The 24,805-nt window shown below is 68.2% G+C and carries 19 protein-coding genes and 4 pseudogenes; 8 read left to right on the top strand and 15 right to left on the bottom strand.

The features are described 5' to 3' along the window. Nucleotides 1-2: 2 nt before the first annotated feature. Together ACQ858_RS01280 and ACQ858_RS01275 are read left to right on the top strand one after the other, a co-directional pair. Complete coding sequence (locus ACQ858_RS01280; RefSeq protein ID WP_431275069.1) at nucleotides 3-518, top strand: 2,4'-dihydroxyacetophenone dioxygenase family protein; 516 nt, start codon at nucleotides 3-5, stop codon at nucleotides 516-518. Between the two features lie 26 nt (nucleotides 519-544). Then, the gene (locus ACQ858_RS01275; protein ID WP_431275068.1) at nucleotides 545-1,525 is read left to right on the top strand and encodes a Bug family tripartite tricarboxylate transporter substrate binding protein; all 981 of its coding nucleotides are present in this window, start codon (nucleotides 545-547) and stop codon (nucleotides 1,523-1,525) included. A gap of 30 nt (nucleotides 1,526-1,555) precedes the next feature. Here ACQ858_RS01275 and ACQ858_RS01270 read toward each other — a convergent pair whose 3' ends face one another. The 6 genes and pseudogenes from ACQ858_RS01270 to ACQ858_RS01245 all read right to left on the bottom strand — a co-directional run bounded on the left by ACQ858_RS01270 (nucleotide 1,556) and on the right by ACQ858_RS01245 (nucleotide 8,067). Beyond that, nucleotides 1,556-2,458, bottom strand: a complete 903-nt coding sequence (locus ACQ858_RS01270) for a M48 family metallopeptidase (protein WP_431275067.1) — start codon at nucleotides 2,456-2,458, stop codon at nucleotides 1,556-1,558. A 10-nt stretch (nucleotides 2,459-2,468) separates the two neighbouring features. Beyond that, nucleotides 2,469-3,236 (bottom strand): lysophospholipid acyltransferase family protein, encoded by a 768-nt coding sequence (locus ACQ858_RS01265; RefSeq protein WP_431275066.1) that lies wholly within the window; start codon nucleotides 3,234-3,236, stop codon nucleotides 2,469-2,471. Further along, the gene (gene gmhB, locus ACQ858_RS01260; protein WP_431275065.1) at nucleotides 3,236-3,814 is read right to left on the bottom strand and encodes a D-glycero-beta-D-manno-heptose 1,7-bisphosphate 7-phosphatase; all 579 of its coding nucleotides are present in this window, start codon (nucleotides 3,812-3,814) and stop codon (nucleotides 3,236-3,238) included. Before gmhB ends, ACQ858_RS01265 begins: the two co-directional genes overlap by 1 nt. Before the next feature lie 12 nt (nucleotides 3,815-3,826). Continuing rightward, nucleotides 3,827-5,978 (bottom strand): annotated as a pseudogene (gene glyS / locus ACQ858_RS01255) (glycine--tRNA ligase subunit beta). A gap of 3 nt (nucleotides 5,979-5,981) precedes the next feature. Beyond that, the gene (gene glyQ, locus ACQ858_RS01250; protein WP_431275064.1) at nucleotides 5,982-6,890 is read right to left on the bottom strand and encodes a glycine--tRNA ligase subunit alpha; all 909 of its coding nucleotides are present in this window, start codon (nucleotides 6,888-6,890) and stop codon (nucleotides 5,982-5,984) included. Between the two features lie 106 nt (nucleotides 6,891-6,996). Further along, nucleotides 6,997-8,067 (bottom strand): asparaginase, encoded by a 1,071-nt coding sequence (locus ACQ858_RS01245; protein ID WP_431275063.1) that lies wholly within the window; start codon nucleotides 8,065-8,067, stop codon nucleotides 6,997-6,999. Between the two features lie 205 nt (nucleotides 8,068-8,272). Between ACQ858_RS01245 and ACQ858_RS01240 the strand changes: the two genes are divergently transcribed. After that, entirely contained in the window at nucleotides 8,273-8,908 is a 636-nt protein-coding gene (locus ACQ858_RS01240; RefSeq protein WP_431276757.1) for a TetR family transcriptional regulator C-terminal domain-containing protein, read from the top strand. An 81-nt stretch (nucleotides 8,909-8,989) separates the two neighbouring features. Here ACQ858_RS01240 and ACQ858_RS01235 read toward each other — a convergent pair. Beyond that, nucleotides 8,990-10,508: pseudogene (locus ACQ858_RS01235) on the bottom strand (CoA-acylating methylmalonate-semialdehyde dehydrogenase). A 42-nt stretch (nucleotides 10,509-10,550) separates the two neighbouring features. Beyond that, nucleotides 10,551-11,895: pseudogene (locus tag ACQ858_RS01230) on the bottom strand (aspartate aminotransferase family protein). 104 nt (nucleotides 11,896-11,999) lie between these two features. On the opposite strand from ACQ858_RS01230, the pseudogene ACQ858_RS01225 reads away from it, so the two are divergent. After that, nucleotides 12,000-12,925 (top strand): annotated as a pseudogene (locus tag ACQ858_RS01225) (LysR family transcriptional regulator). 12 nt (nucleotides 12,926-12,937) lie between these two features. On the opposite strand, the gene ACQ858_RS01220 reads toward ACQ858_RS01225, so the two are convergent. The 7 genes from ACQ858_RS01220 to ACQ858_RS01190 are packed head-to-tail and all read right to left on the bottom strand — an operon-like array spanning nucleotide 12,938 to nucleotide 20,665. Beyond that, nucleotides 12,938-13,270 (bottom strand): AzlD domain-containing protein, encoded by a 333-nt coding sequence (locus tag ACQ858_RS01220; protein ID WP_431275062.1) that lies wholly within the window; start codon nucleotides 13,268-13,270, stop codon nucleotides 12,938-12,940. Beyond that, nucleotides 13,267-13,980 carry an AzlC family ABC transporter permease gene (locus tag ACQ858_RS01215; protein WP_431275061.1) on the bottom strand — a complete coding sequence of 238 codons (714 nt, stop codon included), beginning with the start codon at nucleotides 13,978-13,980 and terminating at the stop codon, nucleotides 13,267-13,269. Before ACQ858_RS01215 ends, ACQ858_RS01220 begins: the two co-directional genes overlap by 4 nt. 22 nt (nucleotides 13,981-14,002) lie before the next feature. Beyond that, on the bottom strand, nucleotides 14,003-15,478 hold the full coding sequence (locus ACQ858_RS01210) for an amidase (RefSeq protein ID WP_431275060.1): 1,476 nt from the start codon (nucleotides 15,476-15,478) through the stop codon (nucleotides 14,003-14,005). Between the two features lie 20 nt (nucleotides 15,479-15,498). After that, on the bottom strand, nucleotides 15,499-17,205 hold the full coding sequence (locus tag ACQ858_RS01205; RefSeq protein WP_431275059.1) for a dipeptide ABC transporter ATP-binding protein: 1,707 nt from the start codon (nucleotides 17,203-17,205) through the stop codon (nucleotides 15,499-15,501). An 8-nt stretch (nucleotides 17,206-17,213) separates the two neighbouring features. Beyond that, nucleotides 17,214-18,086: an ABC transporter permease gene (locus tag ACQ858_RS01200; protein WP_431275058.1), complete on the bottom strand. Its 873-nt coding sequence runs from the start codon at nucleotides 18,084-18,086 to the stop codon at nucleotides 17,214-17,216. Nucleotides 18,087-18,090: 4 nt separating this feature from the next. Beyond that, complete coding sequence (locus tag ACQ858_RS01195; protein WP_431275057.1) at nucleotides 18,091-19,032, bottom strand: ABC transporter permease; 942 nt, start codon at nucleotides 19,030-19,032, stop codon at nucleotides 18,091-18,093. A 16-nt stretch (nucleotides 19,033-19,048) separates the two neighbouring features. Continuing rightward, the gene (locus ACQ858_RS01190) at nucleotides 19,049-20,665 is read right to left on the bottom strand and encodes an ABC transporter substrate-binding protein (protein ID WP_431275056.1); all 1,617 of its coding nucleotides are present in this window, start codon (nucleotides 20,663-20,665) and stop codon (nucleotides 19,049-19,051) included. 189 nt (nucleotides 20,666-20,854) lie between these two features. Between ACQ858_RS01190 and ACQ858_RS01185 the strand changes: the two genes are divergently transcribed. From ACQ858_RS01185 to rutC, 4 genes are all read left to right on the top strand, one after another. Beyond that, on the top strand, nucleotides 20,855-22,273 hold the full coding sequence (locus tag ACQ858_RS01185) for a PLP-dependent aminotransferase family protein (protein ID WP_431275055.1): 1,419 nt from the start codon (nucleotides 20,855-20,857) through the stop codon (nucleotides 22,271-22,273). Between the two features lie 195 nt (nucleotides 22,274-22,468). Continuing rightward, on the top strand, nucleotides 22,469-23,581 hold the full coding sequence (gene rutA, locus ACQ858_RS01180; RefSeq protein WP_431275054.1) for a pyrimidine utilization protein A: 1,113 nt from the start codon (nucleotides 22,469-22,471) through the stop codon (nucleotides 23,579-23,581). 14 nt (nucleotides 23,582-23,595) lie between these two features. Continuing rightward, nucleotides 23,596-24,381: a pyrimidine utilization protein B gene (rutB, locus tag ACQ858_RS01175; protein WP_431275053.1), complete on the top strand. Its 786-nt coding sequence runs from the start codon at nucleotides 23,596-23,598 to the stop codon at nucleotides 24,379-24,381. Between the two features lie 30 nt (nucleotides 24,382-24,411). Next, nucleotides 24,412-24,804, top strand: coding sequence for a pyrimidine utilization protein C (gene rutC / locus ACQ858_RS01170; protein WP_431275052.1), 393 nt, complete (start codon nucleotides 24,412-24,414; stop codon nucleotides 24,802-24,804). Nucleotide 24,805: the final 1 nt, after the last annotated feature.

Genomic DNA, 24,805 nt, shown 5'->3' with positions numbered 1-24,805 from the left:
CAATGGAGAAGGTTGTCTTTCCGAAACCCGTTCCGGCCGAGCGGCAGCCGCCGGGACTGACCCCGGAGATCGTGCTGCCCGGCATTCCGGAGGATGAGCGCGTGTGGGTGCCGGTCTATCCCGGCGCGTGGATCCGCCCGCTGCTGTTGAACAAGACGCACGGCTACTGGACGAGCCTGCTGCGCGTGCGTGCGGCAGGAGTCGTCAGCTGCCACCGTCATCCGGCGCCCGTACACGGCCTCGTGCTGAAGGGGTCGTGGCGCTACCTCGAGCACGACTGGGTGGCACGCGAGGGCGACTACGTCTTCGAGCCGCCTGGCGAGACGCACACGCTGGTCGTCGACGAAGACGTGGAAGAGATGATCACCTGGTTTCTCGTCAGCGGTTCGATGATCTACATGGACGAGCAAGGGCGGACAACAGGCTTCACCGACGTGTTCGACCGCATCGAAATCTGTCGCAAGCACTACGCGAGCGTCGGCCTCGGGGCCGACTACGTCGATCAATTCATTCGCTGAGCAACTGCCAAATCAAAGGAGACAACGTGAAGCTGAAATCGCTCTACAAGAAAATGGGCTTTGCCGCGCTATTGGCCGTGAGCCAAATCGCGGGCGCGCAAGACTACCCGAACAGGCCCATCACGATGGTGATCGGCTTCGGCGCGGGCGGACCGACGGATGTCGTGGGCCGCTTCGTGGCCCGCCAACTCGAAGCCGAGTTGAAGCAGCCCGTCATCGTCGACAACCGCGCCGGGGCCAATGGCCTGGTCGCGCTGCAATACGTGAAGCGCGCCAAGCCTGACGGCTACACCATCCTGATGGGCAGCAGCGGATCGCTGGCTATCGAGCCGGCGTTCAAGAAAAAGGTGGAGTTCGATGTCCTCAAGGACTTCATTCCAATCGCGCCGCTGGCCAACTATCCGTATGTCCTGGTCGTGTCGCAGGACTCGCCGTACAAGACGCTCAAGGAACTGGTCGACGCGGCTCGCACCTCCAAGGTGCCGCTGTCATTCGCGTCCGCCGGCATCGGGGCGGACAACCACCTGGCAGGCGAATGGTTCGCCGTCGCGAACAAGATCAAGCTTTTGCACGTGCCTTACAAGGGCGATCCGCCGGCCATGCAGGACGTGGCGACACGCCGGGTCGACTTTGCTTTCCTGAGCGGGTCCGTCGCGGTGCCGCAGGTCAAGGCAGGCAAGCTGCGCGCATTGGCCGTGGCAGATGACCATCGCGCTGAGTTCTTGCCCGATGTTCCGACCGTCGCCGAAAGCCTCGGTACGTCCAACTTCGTCGTGGGACCCTGGAACGGGCTGCTGGTGCCGGCCGGTACCGATCCGGCCATCGTGACCAAGCTGAGCAAGGTGGTGAACAAGATCATGGCGTCGCCCGAGACGCGCGCCGCATTGCTGGAGCAGGGTCAATATCCTTCGACTGGCACTTCCCAGGAATTCGCGCGCTCCATCGACCAGAAGCAGAAGCACTGGGCCGCGATCGTGGAAGAAGCGAATCTGGAAAAAGTGGATTGACAGAGGTGCGGCTGGTGGCAGCGCCGTCCGTCACCAGCGAGGAACCGCCTCGTCCTTGAGCTGCCGCCGCAGCAGCTCGTAATCGGGCACCACGCTTTCGACGGTTTCCCAGAAGCGCGGGCTGTGGTCCATCACGCGCAGGTGGCTCAGCTCGTGCGCGACGACGTAGTCGACGACGGACATGCGGAAGTGCACCAGCCGCCAGTGCAGCCGGATGCTGCCGTCGCCGCTCGCGCTGCCCCAGCGGGTGGAGGCGTTCGAGAGGCTGAGCTTCTTCCAGCGCACGCCCAGGCGCGGCGCGAAGTGGTCGAGGCGTTCGACGAAGATGCGCTTTGCCTGCCGCATGAGCCACGCCTGTGCGGCGTCGCGGATCTGCGCGGGGGTGGCGTTGTTGGCGAGCGCGAGGCGCAGGGTCGGCGGGCCGTCGTCGGCGACGGCGTCGAGCACGGCGCCGATGCCGTCGAAGGCATGGTGCGGGTCGAGCCGCACCGTGACCTGCTGGCCGAGGAAGGGAAAGCTGACGCCGTCTCTCCAGTCGATGCGGGTGGCTTCGAGGCGGTCCTGGCGCTGCTGGGTTTCCGAGAGCTTGCGCAGGATCCAGCTGGACTTTTCGACGACGGCGGCATCGACGTCGCGCAGCGCCACCCAGCGCGGCGCGCGCACCGACAAACCTTCGGCGCCGATGACGAAGCCGATGGTGCGGCGCTTGCCGCGCGTGAATTCGTAGGCGACGCGGGCGTTGCCAAGCACGACTTCACGGCTCGCGCGCGGGTGGATGAAGCTGACGCGGCTCAGCACGTCGGCGGGCGGGGTCGCGGGCGGTTGCTGCCGTGCGTTGTCGGCGGTGGGCGCTTCGGGCTGCTGCGGTGTGCGTGCGGGCGCCGGCTCGGGTGGGTCGAACAAATCGAGCGTGAACTGCAGCAGCGCGCGCATGCGGGCCTCTTCAGGCGGTGGTGGATGCGGCCGGCGCGGGTGCGGTGACGTAGGCCTCGGGGTCGAGGCGGCGCATTTCGCTTTCGATCCAGGCCTCGACTTCGCGCATGAGTTCGTCGGGACGGCGGCCGACGCTGGGGATGGCGGGGCCGATGGAGACATCGACGACGCCCGGCGTCTTGACGAAGGCCTTGCGCGGCCAGACCTTGGCCGAGGTGACGGCGATCGGGACGACGGGCACGCCGGTTTCGATGGCGAGGCGGGTGCCGCCGGTCTTGTAGGTGCCCTGCTTGCCGCGCGGGATGCGCGTGCCTTCGGGGAACATGATGATCCAGATGCCCTGCGCGAGCAGCTTGCGGCCTTGCGAGACGACCTTGTTGAAGGCCTGGGTGCGCTGGCTGCGGTCGATGTGGATCATGTCGAGGCGCGACATGGCCCAGCCGAAGAAGGGGACGTAGATGAGTTCCTTCTTGAAGACGAATGCCAGCGGGTGCGGCATGAGCGTCGGCATCAGGAAGGTCTCGTAGGTGGACTGGTGCTTGACGAGCAGGACGGCGCCGGCGAGCTTGTCCTGGGGCAGGTTCTCCATGCCGCTGACGCGGTAGCGGATGCCGAGCAGCACGCGCGCGCCGCCGATGGCCCAGCGCAGCCATTGCACGGCCATCCAGTAAAGCGGGATGCCGCGCTTCCACAGGGAGTTGACGCACATGATGATTCCCCACGGAACCACGGTGACGAGCATCCACAGGGCGTGGATGACGGAGCGGATGAAGGACATCAGACGGCCACCTTCAGGGCGGCTTGTTCTTCGCGTTCGAGGAGGAAGTCGACAAAGGCGGCGAGGTCTTCGTGAACGCGGGTGTTGGGTGGGTATTCGGGCGGCAGCGGGTTCATGCCGCGGCAGGCGGCGCCCATGCCGGTGAGCAGCAGGTGCGTTTCGCACCCGGCGGCCGCGCCGGCCTGCAGGTCGCGCAGGCTGTCGCCGGCAACCGGGATGTGGGCGAGGTCGACGCCGAAGCGTTCGCCGATCTGCAGGAACAGGCCGGGCTTGGGCTTGCGGCAGTCGCAGTTCTCGTCGGGGCTGTGCGGGCAGTAGAAGATGGCCTCGATGCGCCCGCCGACGGCCGCGAGCATCTTGTGCATCTTGGCGTGCATGGCGTTGAGCGATGCGACGTCGAACAGCCCGCGCCCGAGGCCGGACTGGTTGGACGCGATGACGACGTGCCAGCCCGCATGGTTGAGTCTCGCCACCGCTTCGAGCGCACCGGGGAGCGGCGTCCACTCGATGTCGCTCTTGACGAAATCCTCACGGTGCACGTTGAGGGTGCCGTTGCGGTCGAGGATGACGAGTTTCATGGTGCAGAGAGCTTACGCCGCCAGCCGCTCGAGTTGTGCAACACGGTTCATCGCACCGTGCAGGATCATGAGCAGACCGAGGCGGTTCAGGCGCAGGTCGGACTGCTCGGCGTTGACCATGACGCCGTCGAAGAAGGCATCGACCGGGTCGCGCAGCGCAGCCAGGGTTTGCAGCGATGCGGTGTAGTCGCCGGCCTCGAACTGGCGGTTGGCCACGGGCACGACTTGCTGCATGGCGGCGTGCAGGGCCTTTTCGGCAGGCTCCTGCAGCAGGAGTTCGCTGACGTGCGCGTCGGCTTCGGGCGACTTCTTGAGGATGTTGCCGATGCGCTTGTTGGCGGCGGCGAGCGCGGGCGCTTCCGGCAGCGCGGCGAAGGCACGCACGGCGGCGAGGAGCTTGGGCACTTCGGCCAGGCGCTGCGGACGCGGGCTGAGCACGGCTTCGACTTCCTGGGCGCTCGCGCCCTGCTCGCGCAGGCTGCCGGCGAGGCGGTCGTAGATGAAGGCTTCGAGCGCGTCGGTGGGGTCGGTGAGCGCGATCTCGCCGCCCTTGTGCGCACTGAATGCGGCGAAGGCCTGGCTGAGCATGGCGCGCAGGTCGAGCGAAAGATCGCGCTCGATGAGCATGCGGATGACGCCGAGCGCATGGCGGCGCAGCGCGAAGGGGTCGCGGTCGCCGGTGGGCAGGTTGCCGATGCCGAACATGCCGACCAGGGTTTCGAGCTTGTCGGCCAGCGCGACGACGATGCCGACGTTGCTGCGCGGCAGTTCGTCGCCGGCAAAGCGCGGCTTGTAGTGGTCTTCGATGGCATCGGCGACGGTGTGATCGAGGCCGTCGTGCAGCGCGTAGTAGCGGCCCATGATGCCCTGCAGCTCGGGGAATTCGCCGACCATGTCGGTGACGAGATCGGCCTTGGCGAGTTGCGCGGCCTGCACGGCGCGCGGCGCCAAGTGGGCGTCGCCGATGGGCGTGCCGATGTGCTCGCCGATGGCGTGCGCGATGCGCATGACGCGCTCCACGCGCTCGCCCTGCGTGCCGAGCTTGTTGTGATAGACCACCTTGGCCAGCGATTCGACGCGCGAGGCGAGCGACTTCTTGCGGTCCTGGTCGAAGAAGAACTTGGCATCGGCCAGGCGCGGGCGCACCACGCGCTCGTTGCCGCCGATGACGGCGCTCGCATCGTCGGGGCTGATGTTGCTGACGACCAGGAACTTGTGGGTCAGGCGGCCGGCGGCGTCGAGCAGCGGGAAGTACTTCTGGTTGGCCTTCATCGTGAGGATGAGGCATTCCTGCGGCACGTCGAGGAACTCGCGTTCGAACTCGCAGGTGAGCACATTGGGCCGCTCGACCAGCGCGGTGACTTCGTCGAGCAGCGCGTCGTCATTGATCGGCTGCATGCCGCCGCCGACACTGACGGCGGCCTCGGCGAGCTGGCGGGCGATCTCGGCGCGGCGTGCCTCGAAGCCGGGGATGACGGCGCCTTCGTCCTGCAGCTGCTGCGCATAACTGTTGGCATGGTGCAGCACGACGGGATCGACGCTGGCCTCGAAACGGTGGCCGTGGGTTTCGCGGCCGGCCTGCAGGCCCAGTGCCTCGACCGGCACGACGGTGTCGCCATGCAGCGCGACGAGCGCATGCGCGGGGCGCACGAAGCTCACGCTGGTCCAGCCCGGCAGCTCGCAGCCGGTTTCGAGCTGGTAGCTCATGACCTTGGGGATCGGCAGCTTGGCGATGGCCTCGGCCAGGGCCTTCTGGAGCCCCTCGGCGAGGGTCGCGCCCTTGGCGGTGCTTTCGTAGAAGAGCGCTTCGGCCTTGCCGTCCATGGCGCGGCGCAGTTCGGGCACGACACTGGCGTCGGCGCCGAGCGCGCCGAGGCGCTTGAGCAGCGCGGGCGTGGCGTTGCCGCTCGCATCGAGGCCGACCGACACCGGCATGAGCTTCTGCGAAACGGCCTTGTCGGCGGCCTGCGCGAGCACGTTGGTGAGGTGTGCGGCCAGACGGCGCGGCGAGGCATACGGCGTGAGCACCGAGCCGGCATCGGCGAGGCCCGCGGCGACGAGCTGGTCGCGCAGCACGGTGGCGAAGGCTTCGCCCAGCTTGCGCAGGGCCTTGGGGGAGTTCCTCGACGAAGAGTTCGACGAGCAGGTTGTTCTTGGTGGTCATCGATCAGGCCGCCTTCTTTGCCGGGATTTGCGCGACCCACTCGCGCGGCGCCATCGGGAAGCCCAGGCGCTCGCGGCTGTCGTAGTAGCTTTGCGCGACGCTGCGCGCGAGGTTGCGGATGCGGCCGATGTAGGCCGCGCGTTCGGTCACGCTGATGGCGCCGCGCGCATCGAGCAGGTTGAAGCTGTGCGCGGCCTTGAGCACCTGCTCGTAGGCGGGCAGCGCGAGCTGCGCTTCCATCAGATGCTTGGCCTGCTTCTCGTGCGCGGCGAAGGCGGTGAAGAGGAAGTCGGCGTCGCTGTGCTCGAAGTTGTAGGTGGACTGCTCGACCTCGTTCTGCTTGTAGACGTCGCCGTAGCTCAGACCCTCGGTCCAGACGAGGTTGTAGACGTTGTCCACGCCCTGCAGGTACATCGCGAGGCGTTCGAGGCCGTAGGTGATTTCGCCGGTGATCGGCCGGCAATCGATGCCGCCGACCTGCTGGAAGTAGGTGAACTGGGTCACTTCCATGCCGTTGAGCCAGACCTCCCAGCCGAGGCCCCAGGCGCCGAGCGTGGGGTTCTCCCAGTCGTCCTCGACGAAGCGGATGTCGTTCTTCTTGAGGTCGAAACCGAGCGCTTCGAGCGAGCCGAGGTAGAGCTCGAGGATGTTGCTCGGCGCCGGCTTGAGCACCACCTGGTACTGGTAGTAGTGCTGCAGGCGGTTGGGGTTCTCGCCGTAGCGGCCGTCCTTGGGGCGGCGGCTGGGCTGCACGTAGCCGGCCTTCCAGGGCTCCGGCCCGATGGCGCGCAGGAAGGTGGCGGTGTGCGAAGTGCCCGCGCCGACCTCCATGTCGTATGGCTGCAGCAGCGCGCAACCCTGGTCGGCCCAGTAGGCCTGAAGCTTGAGGATGATTTGTTGGAAAGTCAGCATGGTGAGCCCGGTGGCCGGCCGAGGCGTCAGCCCCGACCCGGCGAACCGGGCATTTTAGGTTCCCCGGCCCAACGAGCCCACGAAGTGCGCGAGCCTGGGGGTGGGCTCAATACTCCCAGAAGATCCGCTGCAGTTCCTTGGTGTCGTTGGTCTTGGTCAGCGCCACCATCGTCAGGATGCGTGCCTTCTGCGGACGCAGGTCGTGCGCGACGACCCAGTCGTACTTGTCGTCGGGCTGCTCGGCATTGCGGATCACGAAGCCGTCAGGCACGCGCGAACTGCGGACCACGATGCCGCCGTCGGCGCGCACCTTCTGCAGCACCGGCACGATGCGGTCGGCCACGGAGCCATTGCCGGTGCCGGCATGGACGATGGCCTTGGCGCCGCTCTTGGCGAAGGCGTCGATGGCGGTCGAAGGCACGCTCTGGTAGCCGTAGACGATCTCGACCGCGGGCAGCGCGGTGATGGTGTCGATGTCGAACTCCGACTGCATGGTGTGGCGCTTGGCCGGCGCGCGGAACCAGTAGTTCCGACCCTCGACGATCATGCCGAGCGGGCCCCACTGGCTCTTGAAGGCTTCGGTCTTGATGTTGACCGTCTTGCTGACGTCGCGCGCGGTCTGGATCTCGTCGTTCATGGTGACCAGCACGCCCTTGCCCATGGCGTCCTTGCTCGCCGCGACATTGACTGCGTCGAAGAGATTGAGCGCCCCGTCGGCCGACAGCGCGGTGCCCGGGCGCATGGAGCCGACCACGATGATCGGCTTGGCCGTGTGGACGGTGAGGGTCAGGAAGTAGGCGGTTTCCTCGAGGGTGTCGGTCCCGTGGGTGATGACGATGCCGTCGACGTCGGCCTGCTTCGACAGCGCCGAGACGCGCTTGGCGAGCGTGAGCAGGTTGTCGTTGGTCAGGCTTTCGGAGGCGATCTGGAAGACCTGTTCGCCGCGCACGTTGGCGACCTTCGACAGCTCGGGCAGGCCGGCAATGAGCTTGTCCACCGGCACCTTGGCCGCCGAGTAGGTGGCGCTGTTGACGGCGGATGCGCCCGCGCCGGCGATGGTGCCGCCAGTGGCAAGGATGACGACGTTGGGCAGGGCCGCCTGGGCGTGCGCGATGGCACTGGCGGTGATCAACGCGGCCGCGCCCGCGAATGCGCGAAATCTGGAAGCAAAGTACATGGAGGTTCCTTTGACAGTTGTGTGACGGAAGCGGGCGAGACGATAGCCAAACCACGCCTTCACGACACATGCGCCTGATGCCAAGGTCGCATGCCGTCATGCGGCCGGCCCGGCAAGCATGCGACTGCGGAGGGGTTCGGGCAAGCGCTACCATCGACCACGCGATGACCGAGACACCTCCCCCGACGCCGTGACCGCCCAGCAGATGCCCGTGCCGATGGGGCCGCTGTCGCGCGCGCGGCCGGGGCGCGAGCGCATCCTCGCGGCGATCCGCTCGGCGGCGATCGCGGAGTTCAGCCTGCATGGACTCAAGGGCGCATCGACGCAGGCGATCGCGGCACGCGCCGGGCTCACCAAACCGCAGCTGCACTACTACATCCCCGGCAAGGAGGAGTTGTACGAAGAGCTGCTGATGCAGGTGCTGCACGACTGGAAGGTGGTGTTCGACTTCCAGGAGAAGGCCAACGACCCCGGCGCGGTGCTGGCCGACTACATCCGCAAGAAGCTGGACCACGCCTTCGACAACCCGGAGATCTCGCGCATCTTCACGCGCGAGGTGCTCGACGGCGGACGCAACCTGGAGCGCTACTGGCCCAATGCGCGGGCCTGGACGCAGAAGAAGGTGGACATCATCAACGGCTGGATCGCGCGCGGGCTGATGCGCCCGCTCGATGCGCGCCTGCTCCTGATGCACATCTGGGCGATGACCCAGAGCTACGCCGACTACGCGCTGCAGACGCGCGTGATGCTGGGCCTGCCGCCCGATGCACCGATCGACCGCGAGCCGATCGCGCGCGAGCTGATCGCCTTCGTGCTGGGCGGCTGCGGCATCAAGGCCTGAGCGAGCGCCTATCGATGCGGCCGCGCCTCCCCTCGGGGGTGGCGTTACACGCCGCGCAGCGGCGTGAAAAGCCGGGGGCTTTCATTTCGCGGTGGGCATCACGAACTCGGCGCCCTTGCCGATGCTCTCGGGCCAGCGCTGCATGATCGACTTCTGCTTGGTGTAGAAGCGCACGCCTTCCTCGCCGTAGGCGTGCATGTCTCCGAAGAGCGACTTCTTCCAGCCGCCGAAGCCGTGCCAGGCCATCGGCACCGGGATCGGCACGTTGATGCCCACCATGCCCACCTGGATGCGCCGGCCGAACTCGCGCGCCACGTTGCCGTCGCGCGTGAAGCACGAGACGCCGTTGCCGAATTCGTGGGCGTTGATCAGGTCCACCGCTTCCTTCAGGTCCTTCACCCGCACGCAGCCGAGCACCGGGCCGAAGATCTCTTCCTTGTAGATGCGCATCTCGGGCGTGACGTGGTCGAACAGCGTGCCGCCCATCCAGAAGCCGTTGTCGCAGCCTTCGCCGGCCTGCGCGCCCTTGAAGCCACGACCGTCGACCAGCAGCTTCGCGCCTTCCTTCTCGCCCTGGGCGATGTAGCCGGTGATGCGCTCGTACGCCGCGCGGGTGACGATCGGGCCCATCTCGGCCGCCAGTGTTCTCGCCGTCCAGCACCTTGAGCGACTGGGTGCGCTCGATCAGCTTGGGCAGCAGCCGGTCGGCCACATCCCCCACCAGCACCGCCACGCTGATCGCCATGCAGCGCTCGCCGGCCGAGCCGTAGCCCGCGCCGATCAGCGCGTCCACCGCCTGCTCGATATCGGCATCGGGCATCACCACCATGTGGTTCTTCGCTCCGCCGAGCGCCTGCACGCGCTTGCCGTGACGCGCGCCGGTCTCGTAGATGGTGTTGGCGATCGGCGTCGAGCCGACGAAGCTCACGGCCTTGACGTCGGGGTGTTCGAGCAGCGCATCGACCGCCACCTTGTCGCCCTGCACCACGTTGAAGACGCCGTCCGGCAGCCCCGCTTCCTTCAGCAGCTCGGCGATGCGCAGCGACGGGCTCGGGTCGGTCGGGCTCGGCTTCAGAACGAAGGTGTTGCCCGCCGCGATCGCCACCGGGAACATCCACATCGGCACCATCACCGGGAAGTTGAACGGGGTGATCCCCGCCACCACGCCCAGCGGCTGGCGCAGCGTCCAGTTGTCGATGCCGGTGGACACCTGCTCGGTGTAGTCGCCCTTCAGGAGCTGGGGAATGCCGCAGGCGAACTCCACGATGTCGATGCCGCGCGTGACCTCGCCCTGCGCGTCGGTGAAGACCTTGCCGTGTTCGGCGGTGATCAGGTGCGCGAGCTCGTCGCGGTGCCTGTTGAGCAGCTCCAGGAACTTGAACATCACGCGCGCCCGGCGCAGCGGCGGCGTGTCGGCCCAGGCCGGGAACGCGGCCTGCGCGGCGGCCACGGCGGCGTTCACCTGATCGGCGGCGGCCAGCCCGGAACGGCCCGTGAGAGCCCCGGTCGCGGGGTTGAAAACGTCCTGCGTGCGGCCGGAGGTGTTGGCCACGACGCGGCCCTGGATGTAGTGGTCGATGGCGGCGATGCTGTTCTTCATGAGTCGGATTCTCGAGGTCGGGCGAATGAAAGACGGAGGCGGTCAGCGCTGATCGTTCAGCGCTTCTCCCAGGGCGTTGATCAGCGCATCGATCTGCGACCGCTCGCTGATGAAGGGCGGCGCGAGCTGGATCGTGTCCCCGCCGAAGCGCACGTAGAAGCCCTTCTCCCAGCAGCGCATCGCGATCTCGAACGGCCGCCGCGCGGGCTCGCCCGGCAGCGCCGCGATCGTCAGGCCCGCTGCGAGACCGAAGTTGCGGATGTCCACCACGTGCTTCGAACCCCGGAGCTGGTGCACCGCGGCCTCGAAGTGCGGCGCCAGTTCGCGAACCCGCGCCGGCATGTCTTCCTTCTCGAGGATGTCCAGCGTTGCGAGCCCAGCCGCGCACGCCACCGGGTGCGCGGAATAGGTGTAGCCGTGCGGGAACTCGATCGCAAAGTCGTCGCCGGCCGCGGCCATGAAGGTGTCGTGGATCTCCTTGCTGGCCACGACGCCGCCCATCGGGATCACGCCGTTGGTCACCTGCTTGGCGAAGTTGAGGATGTCCGGCGTCACGCCGAAGGCCTCCGAACCGGACCACGCGCCGGTGCGTCCGAAGCCCGTGATCACCTCGTCGAAGATCAGGAGGATGTTGTTCTGCGTGCAGATCTCGCGCAGGCGCTTGAGGTAGCCCACCGGCGGGATCACCACGCCGGCCGAGCCCGAGAAGGGCTCGACGATCACGGCCGCGATGGTCGAGGCGTCATGCAGCGCGATCAGGTCGAGCAGGCGATTGGCCAGCGCCTCGCCGCCCTCGGCCGGCATGCCCTTGGCGAAGGTGCCCGGCGCCGGCTGCGTGTGGGGCAGGTGGTCGGCTTCGATGCCCTGCCCGAAGGTCTTGCGATTGCCGGCGATGCCGCCCACCGAGATGCCGCCGAAGTTCACGCCGTGGTAGCCCTTCTCGCGGCCGATCAGGCGCGTCTTGCCGGCCTCGGCCCTTGGTGCGCCAGTACGCGCGGGCCAGCTTGAGCGAGGTGTCGGCCGCTTCCGAACCCGAGCCGGCGAAGAACACATGGTCGAGCCCCGCGGGCATCTTCGAGACGATCCGCTCGGCCAGCTGGAAGGCCTGCGGGTGGCCGAACTGGAACGGCGGCGCATAGTCGAGCTCGGCCACCTGGTGGCTCACCGCCTGCACGATCTCCGCGCGCCGGTGGCCCAGGCCGCAGGTCCACAGCCCCGACAAGCCATCGAACACGCGCCGGCCGCGCGCGTCGCGGTAGTAGCAACCCTCGGCTTCGACCAAAAGCCGCGGGTCCTTCTTGAACTGGCGATTGCCGGTGAAAGGCATCCAGTGGGCATTGAGCTGCTGCTCGGTGACGAGGCTGCGTGGGAGGTCGCTGAGGTCCATGGGGTGGTTCGAAAAGGAAAGAGGGATCGGCTCATTCTGGAGAGACCATCGGTTTCGGTAAACTGCCGCGATTGCCAGTTCACGTTCAAGGGACTGAAACTTTCATGGTCAAGAAGGCGTTGCTGGGCCAGGTCAGCGACAACGAGATCCGGCTCCTGCGCATCTTCAGGACGGTGGTGGAGTGCGGGGGCTGGCCGCCGCCGAACTCGAGCTGAACATCGGCCGCTCCACCATCAGCCGTCACATCAAGGAACTCGAGGAGCGGCTCGGGCTGGTGCTGTGCCGCCGGGGCCGCGCGGGTTTCGCGCTCACGCCGGACGGTCAGCGAATCCATGAATCGGCCCTGCAGCTGCTGGGCGCGATGGAAGCGTTTCGCAGCGGCGTGCACGACATGCATGCCGAGCTGGTGGGAACGCTGTCCATCGGACTGTTCGACAAGACCGCGACGAATCCGCAGGCGCGCATCAGCCAGGCGATCCGCCGCTTCCGCAGGCAGGCGCCGGACGTGCTGATCGACGCTTCCGTGGGCACCCTGCAGGACATCGAGTCGGGCGTGATCGACGGGCGGCTCCACGTCGGTATCGTGCCCGACCACCGCCGCTCCGACAGCCTCGAGTACGTCGATCTCTTCGGCGAGACGATGTACCTCTATTGCGGAAGGCAGCATCCGCTCTACGGCGCTTCCGCCGGCCTGCACTGGGAGGACCTCCGCGAGTACGACTACGCGGGCCTGGCCTTCCATTCGCCCAACATGGAGGCGACGCACCGCTTCCACCTGCAGCGCAAGGCCGTCGCGAGCGACCAGGAGGCGATCGTCTCGCTGATCCTGTCGGGCTGCTACCTCGGCTTCCTGCCCGACCACTACGCGGAAAGCTTCGCGAACGCAGGCCTGATCGAGCGCGTGGCGCACGCGGAGTGCATGTACGAATTGCGCTTCGTGGCGATCTCGCGCCGCTCGTCTTCCGCCTCGCGCCTGGCTGCCACCTTCCTCGAAGCGCTGCAGATCGCGCACCAGGAGCCGCCGGGCTGAGGCCACGGGGGTTCAGGCCCTCGCGAGGTACTGGAACAGCACCAGGGCCGAGCTTCCGACTACCACCGGCTCGGTGACGCCGCGCCGCCAGCAGAACCACGCGACGGAAACCGCGGCCGCGAGCCAGCGCGGGTCGTGAAGGGACGCGCTGGCCGCCATGTTCTGCCCGCGCACCACCTCCGGCACCACCACGGCCATCAGCGCGGCCAGGGGCGCATGGCGCAGGCCCGACGACAGCCAGCCCGGCAGGCGCGGCTCGCGGCGCGGCAGCAGGAACACCCCGCGCGTGAGCACGGTCACGCCCGCCAGCGCGAGGATGGCGAGCCACAGGTGCCAGTCCTTCATGCGGCTGCCGTCCGGCGCTCCGCCCAGCGCCCGGCGGCCATGGCCGCACCGATCGCCGCCACCACCTGCAGGCCGAAGGGCCATCCCTGTCCGAGCAGCCCGATGGCCCCGGCGACCGCCGCCACGAGCCAGCTCGGGCGGTCAGAGATCATCGGCATCGCCGAGCCCAGCAGGGCCAGCACGCCGATGAAGCGCAGGTCCCAGGCCGCCGGAATCGCGTCGGCCAGGAAGATGCCCGCGAGCGAGGCGACATGCCATGCCGCCCAGTTGCACAGGGCCAGCCCGAGGAAGTAGGCCAGCTGGTCCGGCGCGCGGCGCGGATAGCGCTGCATGAAGCGCACGTACACCGGGTCGCCCGCGAGATAGGCCAGCCAAAGCCGCTGCGGCCTCGGCAGCAGCCCGAAGTAGCGCCGCCAGTGGGCGCTGAAGACCACGAAGCGCACGTTGAGCATCAGCGCGGTGAGCACGATGACCCACAGCGGTGCGCCGGCCAGCAGCATCGGCAGACAGGCCAGCTGGGAGGCGCTCGCGTAGACCAGGAACGACATGCCGAGCACCGCCGGCAGCGGCAGCCCGCTGCGGGCCATGGCCACGCCGGTCACCGGGCCCAGCGCCAGCGTGCCGAGCGCCGGACCCGCGATCGCGCGCGCGCCCTGGCCGAAGGCCGGATGTGCGAACAGCGCGCGCAGCGAGCGCGTGGAAGAGGCCATGCCCGGCGCCTGCCCGTTGCCTTCAGCCGGCCGTGACGTGCACGCCCGGACGGCGGCCGTCGTTCCAGCGGCCGCCCAGGGCGCGCTCGATCTGCGCCGCGAGCTGCAGCAGCAGGCCGTCGTCCGCCTGCTTCGCCTGCGCGTGGATGCCGAAGGGCAGTCCGTTCTCCTGCCGCGCCATGGGCAGCGAGATCGCGGGGATGCCGCACAGGTTCGACAGCGGCGTGTAGGCGAAGAACTTCCAGAGGTTCTCGAACCAGTCGAGCACGTCGGGGTTGTCGCTGGTCGTCAGGTACTCGGTGGTGCCGACGCGCGGCGTGGGCAGCGCGGTGATCGGCGTGAGGATGACGTCCCATTCCTCGAAGAAGGCACCGAAGGCGCGCGCGGTGCTGTTGAACACCGCCTGCATCTGGTAGCGCTCGGCGTACGACAGGTCCTTGCCCGCTTCCCAGATCCGGATGTTGATCGGCTCGATCAGCTCGGCCGGCGGCCGTTCGAGGCCGCGGGAGGTCAGGAGGCCGTTGATGACCTGGGCGAAGTTGCTGATGTAGCAGGTGGTCTGCGCACGGAAGGCCGCGCGCAGGTCGACCTGCGGCAGCGCCCACGCCACGTGATGGCCCAGGCCTTCGAGGAAGCGGCCGGCCTTCTCGAGCTCGGCGACGATGTGCGGCGTGGCGCGGTAGTCGCCCCATTCGTGCGAGAGCGCGATGCGCAGCGGGCGCGGGTCCTTGCGGATCAGCGCGCTGTAGGGCTCGGGCGCGGTCCAGTAGGGCATGAACTCGCCCGGTGCACCGCCGCGGCAGGCGTCGACGAAGGCGGCCGTGTCGCGCACCGTGCGGCTGTGGCAGCCCTGGATGGACACGTAGCCGGTGATGTCCGACAGCTTCGGGCCGATCGAGAACACGCCGCGCGAGGGCTTCAGGCCGATGTTGCCGTTGAAGCCGGCCGGGATGCGGATCGAGCCGCCGCCATCGGTGGCGTGCGACATCGGCACCACGCCCGCCGCCACCATGGCCGACGTGCCGGCGGAGGAGCCGCAGGTGGTGTAGTCGGTGTTCCACGGGTTGCGGGTGACGTAAAGCGCCGGGTTCTCGGCCGAGCTGCAGACGCCGAACTCGGGCGTGGTGGTGCGGCCCATCAGGTTCAGGCCGGCGCGGCGCATTTGCTGCGTGAGCCGGGCGTCCTCGATGGGACGATGGCCGCGCATGAAGAGCGAGCCCTGCTCCTGCAGCCGGCCCTTGAGCGTGGGGCCCAGGTCCTTCATCAGAAAGGGCACACCGGCGAAGGGGCCCTGCGGGTTCAGGCCGTCCTTGAGGGGGTCGGCCACCACGTCCTCGAACACTTCCACCACGCCGCTGAGCGCCGGGTTGGTCATCTCGATGCCGGCGGCCGCCTGGCGCGCGAGTTCCGCCGCGCTCACCTCGCCCTTGCGGACTCTCTCGGCCAGGCCCACGGCGTCGTGCGCGGCCCATTCGTCCCAGCTCATAGCCAAAGTCATCTGTCGTCCTTTTCCGTATGTCAGTGCGTATCTCGGTGGGCGGAGCGTACTGCGCCTTCGCTGCGGGCTGCGCTCCAATCGGCCTGCGGTGCGGCCGCGAGCAGCTTGCGGGTGTAGGCATGCGCCGGCTTCGCGAACACCTCGGCGGTCGGGCCCTCTTCCACGATGCGGCCCTGGCTCATGACGATCACGCGATCGCAGAGTTGCGCGGCCACGCGCAGATCATGGGTGATGAAAAGGATGCCGAGGCCGAGATCGCGCTGGATCTCGCGCAGCAGGTCGAGGATCTGCGCCTGCACCGACACGTCGAGCGCCGACACCGCTTCGTCGGCCACCAGCACCCGGGGCTGGCAGGCCACCGCGCGCGCGATCGCGAGGCGCTGGCGCTGGCCGCCCGAGAACTGGTGCGGATAGCGCGAGAGCGCGGCGCGCGGCAGCTGGATGCGGTCCATCAGCTCCTCGGCCAGCGCACGGGCCTGGCGCGCATCCATGCCAAAGTTCATCGCGCCCTCGACCATCGAGGAGCCCACGGTGCGGCGCGGATTGAGCGAGCGGTTCGGGTCCTGGAACACCACCTGCACGCGCGAGCGCAGCTGCCGCAGGCGGCCTTCGGGCAGCGACTGCACCTCGCTGTCGCCCCATCGCACCACGCCCTCGCTCGGATCGATCAGCCGGATCATGCAGCGCGCGAAGGTGGACTTGCCCGAGCCGGATTCGCCCACCACGCCCACCGTCTCGCCGCGATGCACGGCCACGCTGGCCCCGGCCAGCGCGGTGTTGGGCTTCGCGCGGCCGAGCCAGTCGCGGCGCACGTAGGTCTTGCCGACGCCGACGCCGGCCAGCAGCGCCGGACCGCCCGGCAAGGTACGCGGCGGCGGCGGCACCATGCTCGGCACGGCCGCCAGCAGCATGCGCGTGTAGTCCTCGCGCGGCCGGCCGAGCACCTGCTCGCGCGGCCCTTGCTCGACCACCGCGCCGCGGTGCATCACCATCACGTCGTCGGCGATCTCGTTCACCACGCCCATGTCGTGGGTGATGAACAGCACGGCGCTGCCCTGCTCCGCCTGCAGTTCGGCGATGAGCTTGAGGATCTCGGCCTGCGTGGTGACGTCGAGGGCGGTAGTGGGCTCGTCGCAGATCAGGAGGCGCGGCTTGAGGATGATCGCCATCGCGATCACGATGCGCTGGCGCTGGCCGCCCGAGAGCTGGTGCGGGTAGCTCGCGAAGATGCGCTGCGGATCGGGCAGGCGCACCCGCTCGAACACCTCCAGGATGCGCGCCTTGCGCGCAGCCGGACCGGCCGTGCCGTGGTTGCGCAACAGCTCGTCGACCTGCTCGCCGCAGCTGAGCACCGGGTTGAGCGCGGTCATCGGCTCCTGGAACACCATGCCCATCACCCGGCCGCGCAATGCGCGCAGGCTCTTCTCGGGCGCGTAGCGGCCGGCCGCGAGCAGGGGCTCGCCGCCGAGCACGATGTCGCCCGACGTGATCGCGAGGCCCTTGGCGAGCAGGCCCATCACCGTGGTGGCCAGCACCGACTTGCCCGAGCCGGACTCGCCGACGATGCAGAGCGTGCGGCCGGCCTCGATGCGCACGTCCAGCCCCTCGATCGCATGGGGCCGGTCGGCATCGGCAGGCAGCGCCACCTGCAGTCCGCGCACTTCGAGCACCGGCGCAGAGGGCATCCGGGGCGCCTCGCCGGCAGCCATCTTCGGAAGGGGTTTCATCTCGGGCCTCATGCGCGTTTGGAGAACTTGGGATCGAGCACGTCGCGCAGTCCGTCACCCAGCAGGTTGATGGCCAGCACCGTCGGGACCAGGAAGAGCGCGGGGAACAGCACGTTGCCCGGCGCCTGCGAGAACAGCACGCGGCCCTCGGCCATGATGTTTCCCCAGGTGGGCACGTCGGCCGGCAGGCCCAGCCCGAGGAAGCTCAGGATCGCCTCGGTCAGCACAGCGGACGCGGCGATGAAGGTGCCCTGCACGATCAGCGGCGCGAGCGCGTTGGGCAGGATGTCGCGCCACAGGATCACCGCGTTGGGCGTGGCCAGCGCGCGTGCCGCTTCGACGAAGGGCTCGTCGCGCAGGCCGATCACCAGCGCACGCACCAGCCGCGTCACGCGCGGCACTTCGGGCACCGCGATCGCGAGGATCACGGTCGGCAGGCTGGCCCCGAGCATCGCGACCAGCGTGATCGCCAGCAGCACCGCCGGGATGGCCATCATGCCGTCCATCACGCGCATCAGCACCGCATCGAGCGCGCGGAAGTAGCCCGCCAGCATGCCCAGCAGGCAACCCACGGCGACCGCCAGCACGGCCGTGAGCACGCCCACCAGCAGCGAGATGCGCGTGCCGTAGAGCACGCGGCTCCAGATGTCGCGGCCCACGCTGTCGCTGCCCATCCAGAACACATGCCGGACCTGCGCGCCGTCGGGCAGCGTGACCTGCCCGCTGGTGCCGGCCGGTACGGTGATGAAGCTGGCATCCATGGCCGAGGGATCGAAGGTGCCGAGCCAGGGCGCGAGCGCGCCGATCAGGGCCAGCGCGAGCAGCACCATGCTGCCGCCGCGCACCGCGCCGTGGCGCCACAGTTTCTTCCAGGTGTTCATGGCTTCAGTACCGGATGCGGGGGTCGAGGAAGAGATAGCTCAGGTCCACGAGCAGGTTGACCGCGACGTAGACCAGCGCGAAGAACATCACCACGCCCTGCAGCACCGGGAAGTCGCGGTTGAGCACCGCATCGACCGTCAGCTGCCCGAGGCCCGGGATCGCGAACACCGTCTCGGTCACGACCACGCCGCCGAGCAGCAGCGCCGCGCTGACACCGATCACCGTGATCACCGGCACCGCCGCGTTGCGCAGCGCGTGGTGGCTCAGCACGGCGCGCTCGCCGATGCCCTTGGCACGCGCGGTGCGGATGTAGTCCTCGGTCAGTGCCTCGCTGACGGCCGCTCGCGTCACGCGCGCCAGCAGCGCCACGTAGGTGATCGCAAGCGTCAGGCAGGGCAGCACCAGCTGGCGCAACCACGGCCCGAGGCCCTCGCCGATGCGCCGGTAGCCCTGCACCGGGAACCACTGGAGCTTCATCGCCAGCAGGTAGATCAGCACATAGCCGATCACGAACACCGGCACCGAGAAGCCGGCCACCGAGAAGGCCATCACCGCCTTATCGAGCCAGCCGCCCATGCGCCAGGCCGCGAGCGTGCCCAGCGGCAGCGCGATCGCCACCGCCAACAGCAGCGTGCCGACGGCCAGCGACAGCGTGGGCTCGATGCGCTGGCCGATCAGCTCGACCACCGGCTTGTTCAGGAAGTAAGAGAAGCCGAAGTCGCCCTGCAGCACCTTGCCGCCCCAGAGCGTGAACTGCGTCCACAGCGGCTGGGTCAGGCCCAACTGCGTGCGGATGCGGTCCAGGTCCTCGTTGGTGGCGCTGTTGCCGCCGATGATCGCGGCCGGGTCGCCCGGCGTGAGCCGCACGATCATGAAGACCGCGACCGCCACCACAAGGATCACCGGCAGCGTGGCCAGCAGGCGCTTGCCCAGGAAGCTCAACATGGCTGGCTCCCGCCTCTTACTGCTTGCGGATGTTCCAGTACACCTGCGCGCCGGCCGGCACCGGGCCGCTCACGCCCTTGCGCACCGCGGCGGGCTGGTTGTACTGGCCCACGGGCACGTGGCTCACGGTCTCGAAGGCGCGCAGCTGCGCCGCCTCGGCCAGCTTCTTCTTCTCGGCGTCGGTGGTGGCGGCGACGAACTGCTTCTTGATCTCTTCGAGCTTCGGGTCGTCCTGCCATCCGAACCAGCCCTTGTCGCCGGTGGCGTTCATCATCGCCATAGTCAGCGGGTTGAGGATGTCCGAGGCGGTCCAGGAGGTGAGGAAGATGCTCCAGCCGCCGGCGCTGGGCGCGTCCTTCTTCGCGCGGCGGGCCACCAGGGTCTGCCAGTCCATGTTCTGCAGATCGACCTTGAAGCCGGCCTGCTCGAGCTGCTGCTTGGCCACCAGCGGCAGCTTGCCGATGGTGCCGTTCTCGGCCGGGCGCATCAGCACCACCGGCTCGCCCTTGTAGCCCGCTTCCTGCAGCAGGGCCTTGGCCTTCTGCGGGTTCGCGATGCCGGTGTATTCGCCGGTCTTGTCCGACTCGAAGGGCGTGCCGCACGGGAACATGCTCTTGCAGTAGCGCGTGAGCCCCGCCGCACCCACCTGGGTGCGAAGGAAGGCCTCCTGCCCGAGCGCCAGCATCGCGGCACGGCGGATCTTCTCGTTGTCGAAGGGGGCGTTCAGGAAGTTGAAGCGCAGGATGAACTGGTTGCCCGCGGGCTGCGCATCCACCAGTTCCACGCTCGGCGTGTTGCGCAGCGTCGCGTACTGCTCGAACGCGGGCTGTTCGAGGATGTCGGCCTCGCCGTTGAGCAGCGCATTGAGCTGGGTCTGCGCATCGCGGATGAACAGCCATTCGACCCGGTCGACGTAGACGTTCTTGCCGCCCGCGGTGCCCGAGGGCGCCTCGGCGCGCGGCTTGTAGGCGGGGTTCTTCACGAAGACGGCCTTCTCGCCGGGGCGGAACTCGTCGGCCTTGAAGATGTAGGGGCCCGAGCCGATGGTTTCCTTGATCTGCACGTCGCCCGGGGTATCTGCCACCCGCTTGGGCATGATGAAGGGCACGTTGGACGAGGGCTTGCCCAGCGCCTCGGTGACCTGTCCGAAGGGCTCCTTGAGCTTGAGCACGAAGGTCCTGGCGTCCGGCGTCTCGTACTGATCGACGGCCTTGATCAGTTGTCCGCCGAAGGTGTCGCGGCTGCCCCAGCGCTTGAGGGAGGCGACCACGTCCTCGCTGGTCACCGGCTTGCCGTCATGGAACGTCAGGCCATCGCGCAGCGTGAAGGTCCAGGTCTTGTTGTCCTTCGATGTGCTCCACCTGGCCACCATCTGCGGCTGGATCTTGCCCTGCGCGTCGGTGCCGAACAGGGTGTCGTAGATCATGTAGCCGAAGTTGCGCGAGATGTAGGCCGTGGTCCAGATCGGATCCAGCACCGTCATGTTCGAGGTCGGGATGATCCGCAGCGTGCTGCTCTGCGCGGCGGCGGGCAGCGTGGTGCCGACCGCCATCGCGACCACGGCGAGGGAGGCCGCCCACTTCGAGAGTCCACGGCGACTGGTGGATGCGACAGGAAGGATCGGGAGTTGCATGAGGTCTTTCCGGGGTGGAGATGGCAATGTGGAAGCAGATGGGAACCGGCTTTCCGATGCGATGCATTGGGACAAAAAACCCGGCAATTGAATATGTACAGTTGAATGGGTCTGCGCTATAACAGCCTACCCATCCCGACTGTATTCAGGTGCACCGCCGCACATGCTTGGTGCCCCCCCTTGGCGCCCATGACCCCGACCATCGCCCTCGACCCCCAGTCCGACGTTCCCCTGGTCCGCCAGCTGCATGAAGCCATCGCCCAGCACATCGACCGCGGCGCGTTCGCGGTGGGCGCGCGGCTCCCGTCGGTGCGCGAACTGGCGCGCGAATGCGGCGTGAGCACCATGACCGCGACCAATGCCTATCAGCGCCTCGTGGCGGACGGCTACGCGGAAGCGCGCCCGGCCAGCGGCTACTACGTGGCCGCTGCCCACCGGGCGGCGCAGCAGCGCCAGCGCCCCTTCCTCGGACGGACGGCGGTGGATTCGCTGTGGCTGATCCGGCGCGTCTACGAGGACGACGCGCCCCTGCTCAACGCCGGCGCGGGCTGGATGCCCCCCGAATGGCTGCAGACCGATGCGGTGCGGCGCGCGATGGCCGCGCTCTCGCGCAAGCAGAGCACGCCTTTCGGCCGATATGGCTCGCCGCACGGCTACCTGCCGCTGCGCCAGCAGATCGAGCAGCTGCTGGCCGCGCGGGCCGTGCAGGTGCCGCCGCACCAGATCGTGCTCACGCACGGCGCCACGCAGGCGCTCGCACTCGCGGGGCGCTGCCTGCTGCAGCCGAACGACTCGGTGCTGGTCGACGACCCGGGCTCGACGAACCTGTTCGCGACGCTGCGCACGCTCGGCGTCCGCCTGATCGGCGTGCCGCGCCGGCACGACGGCCCGGACGTGCCCGCGCTGCAGGCGCTCGCGCAGCGCTACAAGCCCAAGGCCTTCTTCATCATGACGAACCTGCACAACCCGACCGGGACGCAGTGTTCACCCGCCAATGCCTACCAGGTGCTGCGACTGGCGGAGCAGCACGATTTCCACATCGTCGAGAACGACGTGATGGCCGGCCTCGAACCGCCGGGCGCGACTGTGCTGGCCAGCCTGGACCGGCTGCGGCGCGTGATTTATGTGGGCGGCTTTTCCAAGGTGCTGTCGCCGACCCTTCGCGTGGGCTACGTCGCGGCCAGCGAGGACATGGTCGACAAGCTGATCCACGCCAAGATGAGCGAAGGCCTCACGAGTTCGGAGGTCAACGAGCGGCTGGTGTACACGGTGCTGGGCGAGGGCCGCCACCGTGCCCACATGGCCCGCCTTGCGCAGCGCCTTGCCGGCGCACAGGCCGCCGTCTGCACCGGCTTGTCGAAGGCCGGGCTGCAGGTCTTCGCCCAGCCCGAGGGTGGGCCTTTCCTGTGGGCCCGGTTTCCTTCCGACAAGGTCGACGCGGCCGTGGTCGCCCAGAGCGCGGTGGAGGCCGGCGTTCTGCTCGCCCCGGGACATCTCTTCACCCCGAGCCAGAAGCCCTCACCGTGGATGCGCTTCAACGCGGCCTATGCGAACAACCCGCAACTGTTCGCCTTCCTCGCCCGCTGGATCAAGGACAACAGGCCGTAGCCACCCCACGACGGCGCACCAAAGCCGGTGGCGCGCACTTGAACCATGCGCTCCACTTTGGACCATTTGGTCCAACTTTACCGATGCCTATCGCGTAACTCGTTGATTTTCAAAGAGTTAGCGCGCTGGCACGGAGCATGCAATCCGGCGTTTGCATACCCCTCCATTTCCTCCAACGGTCAAGGAACGCAACGCATGAACGTCGGCATCTTCATCCCCATCGGCAACAACGGCTGGCTGATTTCGGAGAACGCTCCGCAATACAAACCCAGCTTCGAACTCAACAAGAAGATCACCCTGGCCGCCGAGCACTACGGCGTGGACTTCGCGCTCTCGATGATCAAGCTGCGCGGCTTCGGCGGAAAGACGCAGTTCTGGGACCACAACCTCGAGACCTTCACGCTGATGGCCGGCCTCGCGGCCGTCACCTCGAAGATCAAGCTCTATGCGACCGCGGCTTCGCTGGTGATGCCGCCGGCGATCGTGGCACGCATGACGTCGACGATCGATTCGATCTCCAACGGCCGCTTCGGCCTCAACCTCGTCACCGGCTGGCAGAAGCCCGAGTATTCGCAGATGGGCATGTGGCCCGGCGACGAGTTCTTCGCCACGCGCTACCAGTACCTGTCGGAATACGTGCAGGTGCTGCGCGATCTCTGGGGCACCGGCCGCAGCGACTTCAAGGGCGAGTACTTCAACATGGACGACTGCCGCGTGAGCCCGCAGCCGCAGGCCGACATGAAGGTGATCTGCGCCGGCCAGAGCGACGCAGGCATGGACTTCTCGGCCAGGTACGCCGACTACAACTTCTGCTTCGGCAAGGGCGTCAACACGCCGCGCGCCTTTGCGCCCGCAGCCCAGAAGCTGATCGACGCGACCAAGAAGACCGGCCGCCACGTGAGCACCTACGTGCTCTTCATGGTGATCGCCGACGCCACCGACGAGGCCGCGCGCGCGAAGTGGGAGCACTACAAGGCCGGCGCCGACCAGGAAGCGCTGGCCTGGCTCACCGAGCAGAGCGCGGTCGACACCCGCTCGGGCGCCGACACCAACGTGCGCCAGATGGCCGACCCCACCTCGGCGGTCAACATCAACATGGGCACGCTGGTGGGCTCCTACGCCACCGTCGCGCACCTGCTCGACGAAGTGGCCGAGGTGCCGGGCACCGAGGGCGTGCTGCTGACCTTCGACGACTTCGTCCTGGGTGTGGAGGCCTTCGGCCAGCACATCCAGCCGCTGATGAAGAGCCGCGCCCACGTCGAGAGCCCGGTGCCTTCGCGCGTGGCTGCCGAGCCACTGGCCGCCTGAACGGGAGCGACGCCATGACCTCGAAGAAAAACAGCACCCTCGCCTCCACCACGCCTGCCGGCGTGCCGCACGTGCCCGGCACACCGGCGCCGCTGGTGCTGCCGGCGCGGCCCGAGCCGCTGGCGCTGCATGCCGCCAACTCGGCGCTGATCGTGGTGGACATGCAGAACGCCTACGCATCCATCGGCGGCTACGTGGACACGGCCGGCTTCGACATCTCGGGCGCGCAGGGCGTGATCGCCCGGATCGCACGCGCCATCGCCGCCGCGCGCGCCGCGGGCATGCCGGTCGTGTTCCTGCAGAACGGCTGGGACGCGGACTATGTGGAAGCCGGCGGCCCCGGCTCGCCCAACTGGCACAAGTCCAACGCCCTCAAGACCATGCGGCGCCGGCCGGAACTGCAGGGCCGCTTCCTGGCCAAGGGCGGCTGGGACTACGCGCTCGTCGATGCGCTGGTGCCGCAGGCCGGCGACATCGTCGTCCCCAAGACGCGCTACAGCGGCTTCTTCAACAGCACGCTCGACAGCACGCTGCGCGCACGCGGCATCCGCAACCTGGTCTTCACCGGCATCGCCACCAACGTGTGCGTGGAATCCACGCTGCGCGATGCCTTCCACCTCGAGTACTTCGCCGTGATGCTCGAAGACGCCACCCACGAGCTCGGCGGGCCCGCGATCCAGCAGGCCTCGGTCTACAACATCGAGACCTTCTTCGGCTGGGTCTCGCAGGTCGACGACTTCTGCCGCACCTTCGCGCCGCAGGCCGCCGCGCAGCCCGCGCCGGCCGAAGCCGCTGCCTGATTCCCTCCCACTGCAAACGGACCTTTCATCATGCCCAAGCTCGCCATCATCCCTCCCGGCACCGGTGTGCCGATCGCCCCTTTCGTGCCCGGCGCGCTCGCCGATGGCGTGCTCTATGTGTCGGGCACGCTGCCCTTCGACACGAACAACAACGTGGTCCACGTCGGCGACGCGGCCGCTCAGGCCCGGCTCGTGCTCACGACCATCCAGGGCGTGATCGAGGCGGCCGGCGGCACCATGGACGACGTCACCTTCAACATGATCATGATCAAGGACTGGGCCGACTACGCGAAGATCAACGCGGTCTATGCCGAGTTCTTCCCCGGCACCAAGCCCGCGCGCTACTGCATCCAGTGCGGTCTCGTGAAGCCCGAGGCGCTGGTCGAGATCGCCTCCATCGCACACATCGGCAACCCGGCCTGAG

This window comes from Variovorax ureilyticus (genome assembly GCF_050632185.1).
In the GTDB taxonomy this organism is placed as follows: domain Bacteria; phylum Pseudomonadota; class Gammaproteobacteria; order Burkholderiales; family Burkholderiaceae_C; genus Variovorax; species Variovorax ureilyticus_A.
Note: the sequence above shows the minus strand (reverse complement) of the source record. Positions and strands in the feature narration are given on the sequence as shown.

What these genes read in the sequence shown, in the direction of transcription:
- ACQ858_RS01280 (WP_431275069.1), top strand. Translation starts at nt 3, where the DNA reads ATGGAGAAGGTTGTCTTTCCGAAACCCGTTCCGGCCGAGCGGCAGCCG.
- ACQ858_RS01270 (WP_431275067.1), bottom strand. Translation starts at nt 2,458, where the DNA reads ATGCGCGCGCTGCTGCAGTTCACGCTCGATTTGTTCGACCCACCCGAG.
- ACQ858_RS01265 (WP_431275066.1), bottom strand. Translation starts at nt 3,236, where the DNA reads ATGTCCTTCATCCGCTCCGTCATCCACGCCCTGTGGATGCTCGTCACC.
- gmhB (WP_431275065.1), bottom strand. Translation starts at nt 3,814, where the DNA reads ATGAAACTCGTCATCCTCGACCGCAACGGCACCCTCAACGTGCACCGT.
- glyQ (WP_431275064.1), bottom strand. Translation starts at nt 6,890, where the DNA reads ATGCTGACTTTCCAACAAATCATCCTCAAGCTTCAGGCCTACTGGGCC.
- ACQ858_RS01245 (WP_431275063.1), bottom strand. Translation starts at nt 8,067, where the DNA reads ATGTACTTTGCTTCCAGATTTCGCGCATTCGCGGGCGCGGCCGCGTTG.
- ACQ858_RS01240 (WP_431276757.1), top strand. Translation starts at nt 8,273, where the DNA reads ATGCCCGTGCCGATGGGGCCGCTGTCGCGCGCGCGGCCGGGGCGCGAG.
- ACQ858_RS01220 (WP_431275062.1), bottom strand. Translation starts at nt 13,270, where the DNA reads ATGAAGGACTGGCACCTGTGGCTCGCCATCCTCGCGCTGGCGGGCGTG.
- ACQ858_RS01215 (WP_431275061.1), bottom strand. Translation starts at nt 13,980, where the DNA reads ATGGCCTCTTCCACGCGCTCGCTGCGCGCGCTGTTCGCACATCCGGCC.
- ACQ858_RS01210 (WP_431275060.1), bottom strand. Translation starts at nt 15,478, where the DNA reads ATGACTTTGGCTATGAGCTGGGACGAATGGGCCGCGCACGACGCCGTG.
- ACQ858_RS01205 (WP_431275059.1), bottom strand. Translation starts at nt 17,205, where the DNA reads ATGAAACCCCTTCCGAAGATGGCTGCCGGCGAGGCGCCCCGGATGCCC.
- ACQ858_RS01200 (WP_431275058.1), bottom strand. Translation starts at nt 18,086, where the DNA reads ATGAACACCTGGAAGAAACTGTGGCGCCACGGCGCGGTGCGCGGCGGC.
- ACQ858_RS01195 (WP_431275057.1), bottom strand. Translation starts at nt 19,032, where the DNA reads ATGTTGAGCTTCCTGGGCAAGCGCCTGCTGGCCACGCTGCCGGTGATC.
- ACQ858_RS01190 (WP_431275056.1), bottom strand. Translation starts at nt 20,665, where the DNA reads ATGCAACTCCCGATCCTTCCTGTCGCATCCACCAGTCGCCGTGGACTC.
- ACQ858_RS01185 (WP_431275055.1), top strand. Translation starts at nt 20,855, where the DNA reads ATGACCCCGACCATCGCCCTCGACCCCCAGTCCGACGTTCCCCTGGTC.
- rutA (WP_431275054.1), top strand. Translation starts at nt 22,469, where the DNA reads ATGAACGTCGGCATCTTCATCCCCATCGGCAACAACGGCTGGCTGATT.
- rutB (WP_431275053.1), top strand. Translation starts at nt 23,596, where the DNA reads ATGACCTCGAAGAAAAACAGCACCCTCGCCTCCACCACGCCTGCCGGC.
- rutC (WP_431275052.1), top strand. Translation starts at nt 24,412, where the DNA reads ATGCCCAAGCTCGCCATCATCCCTCCCGGCACCGGTGTGCCGATCGCC.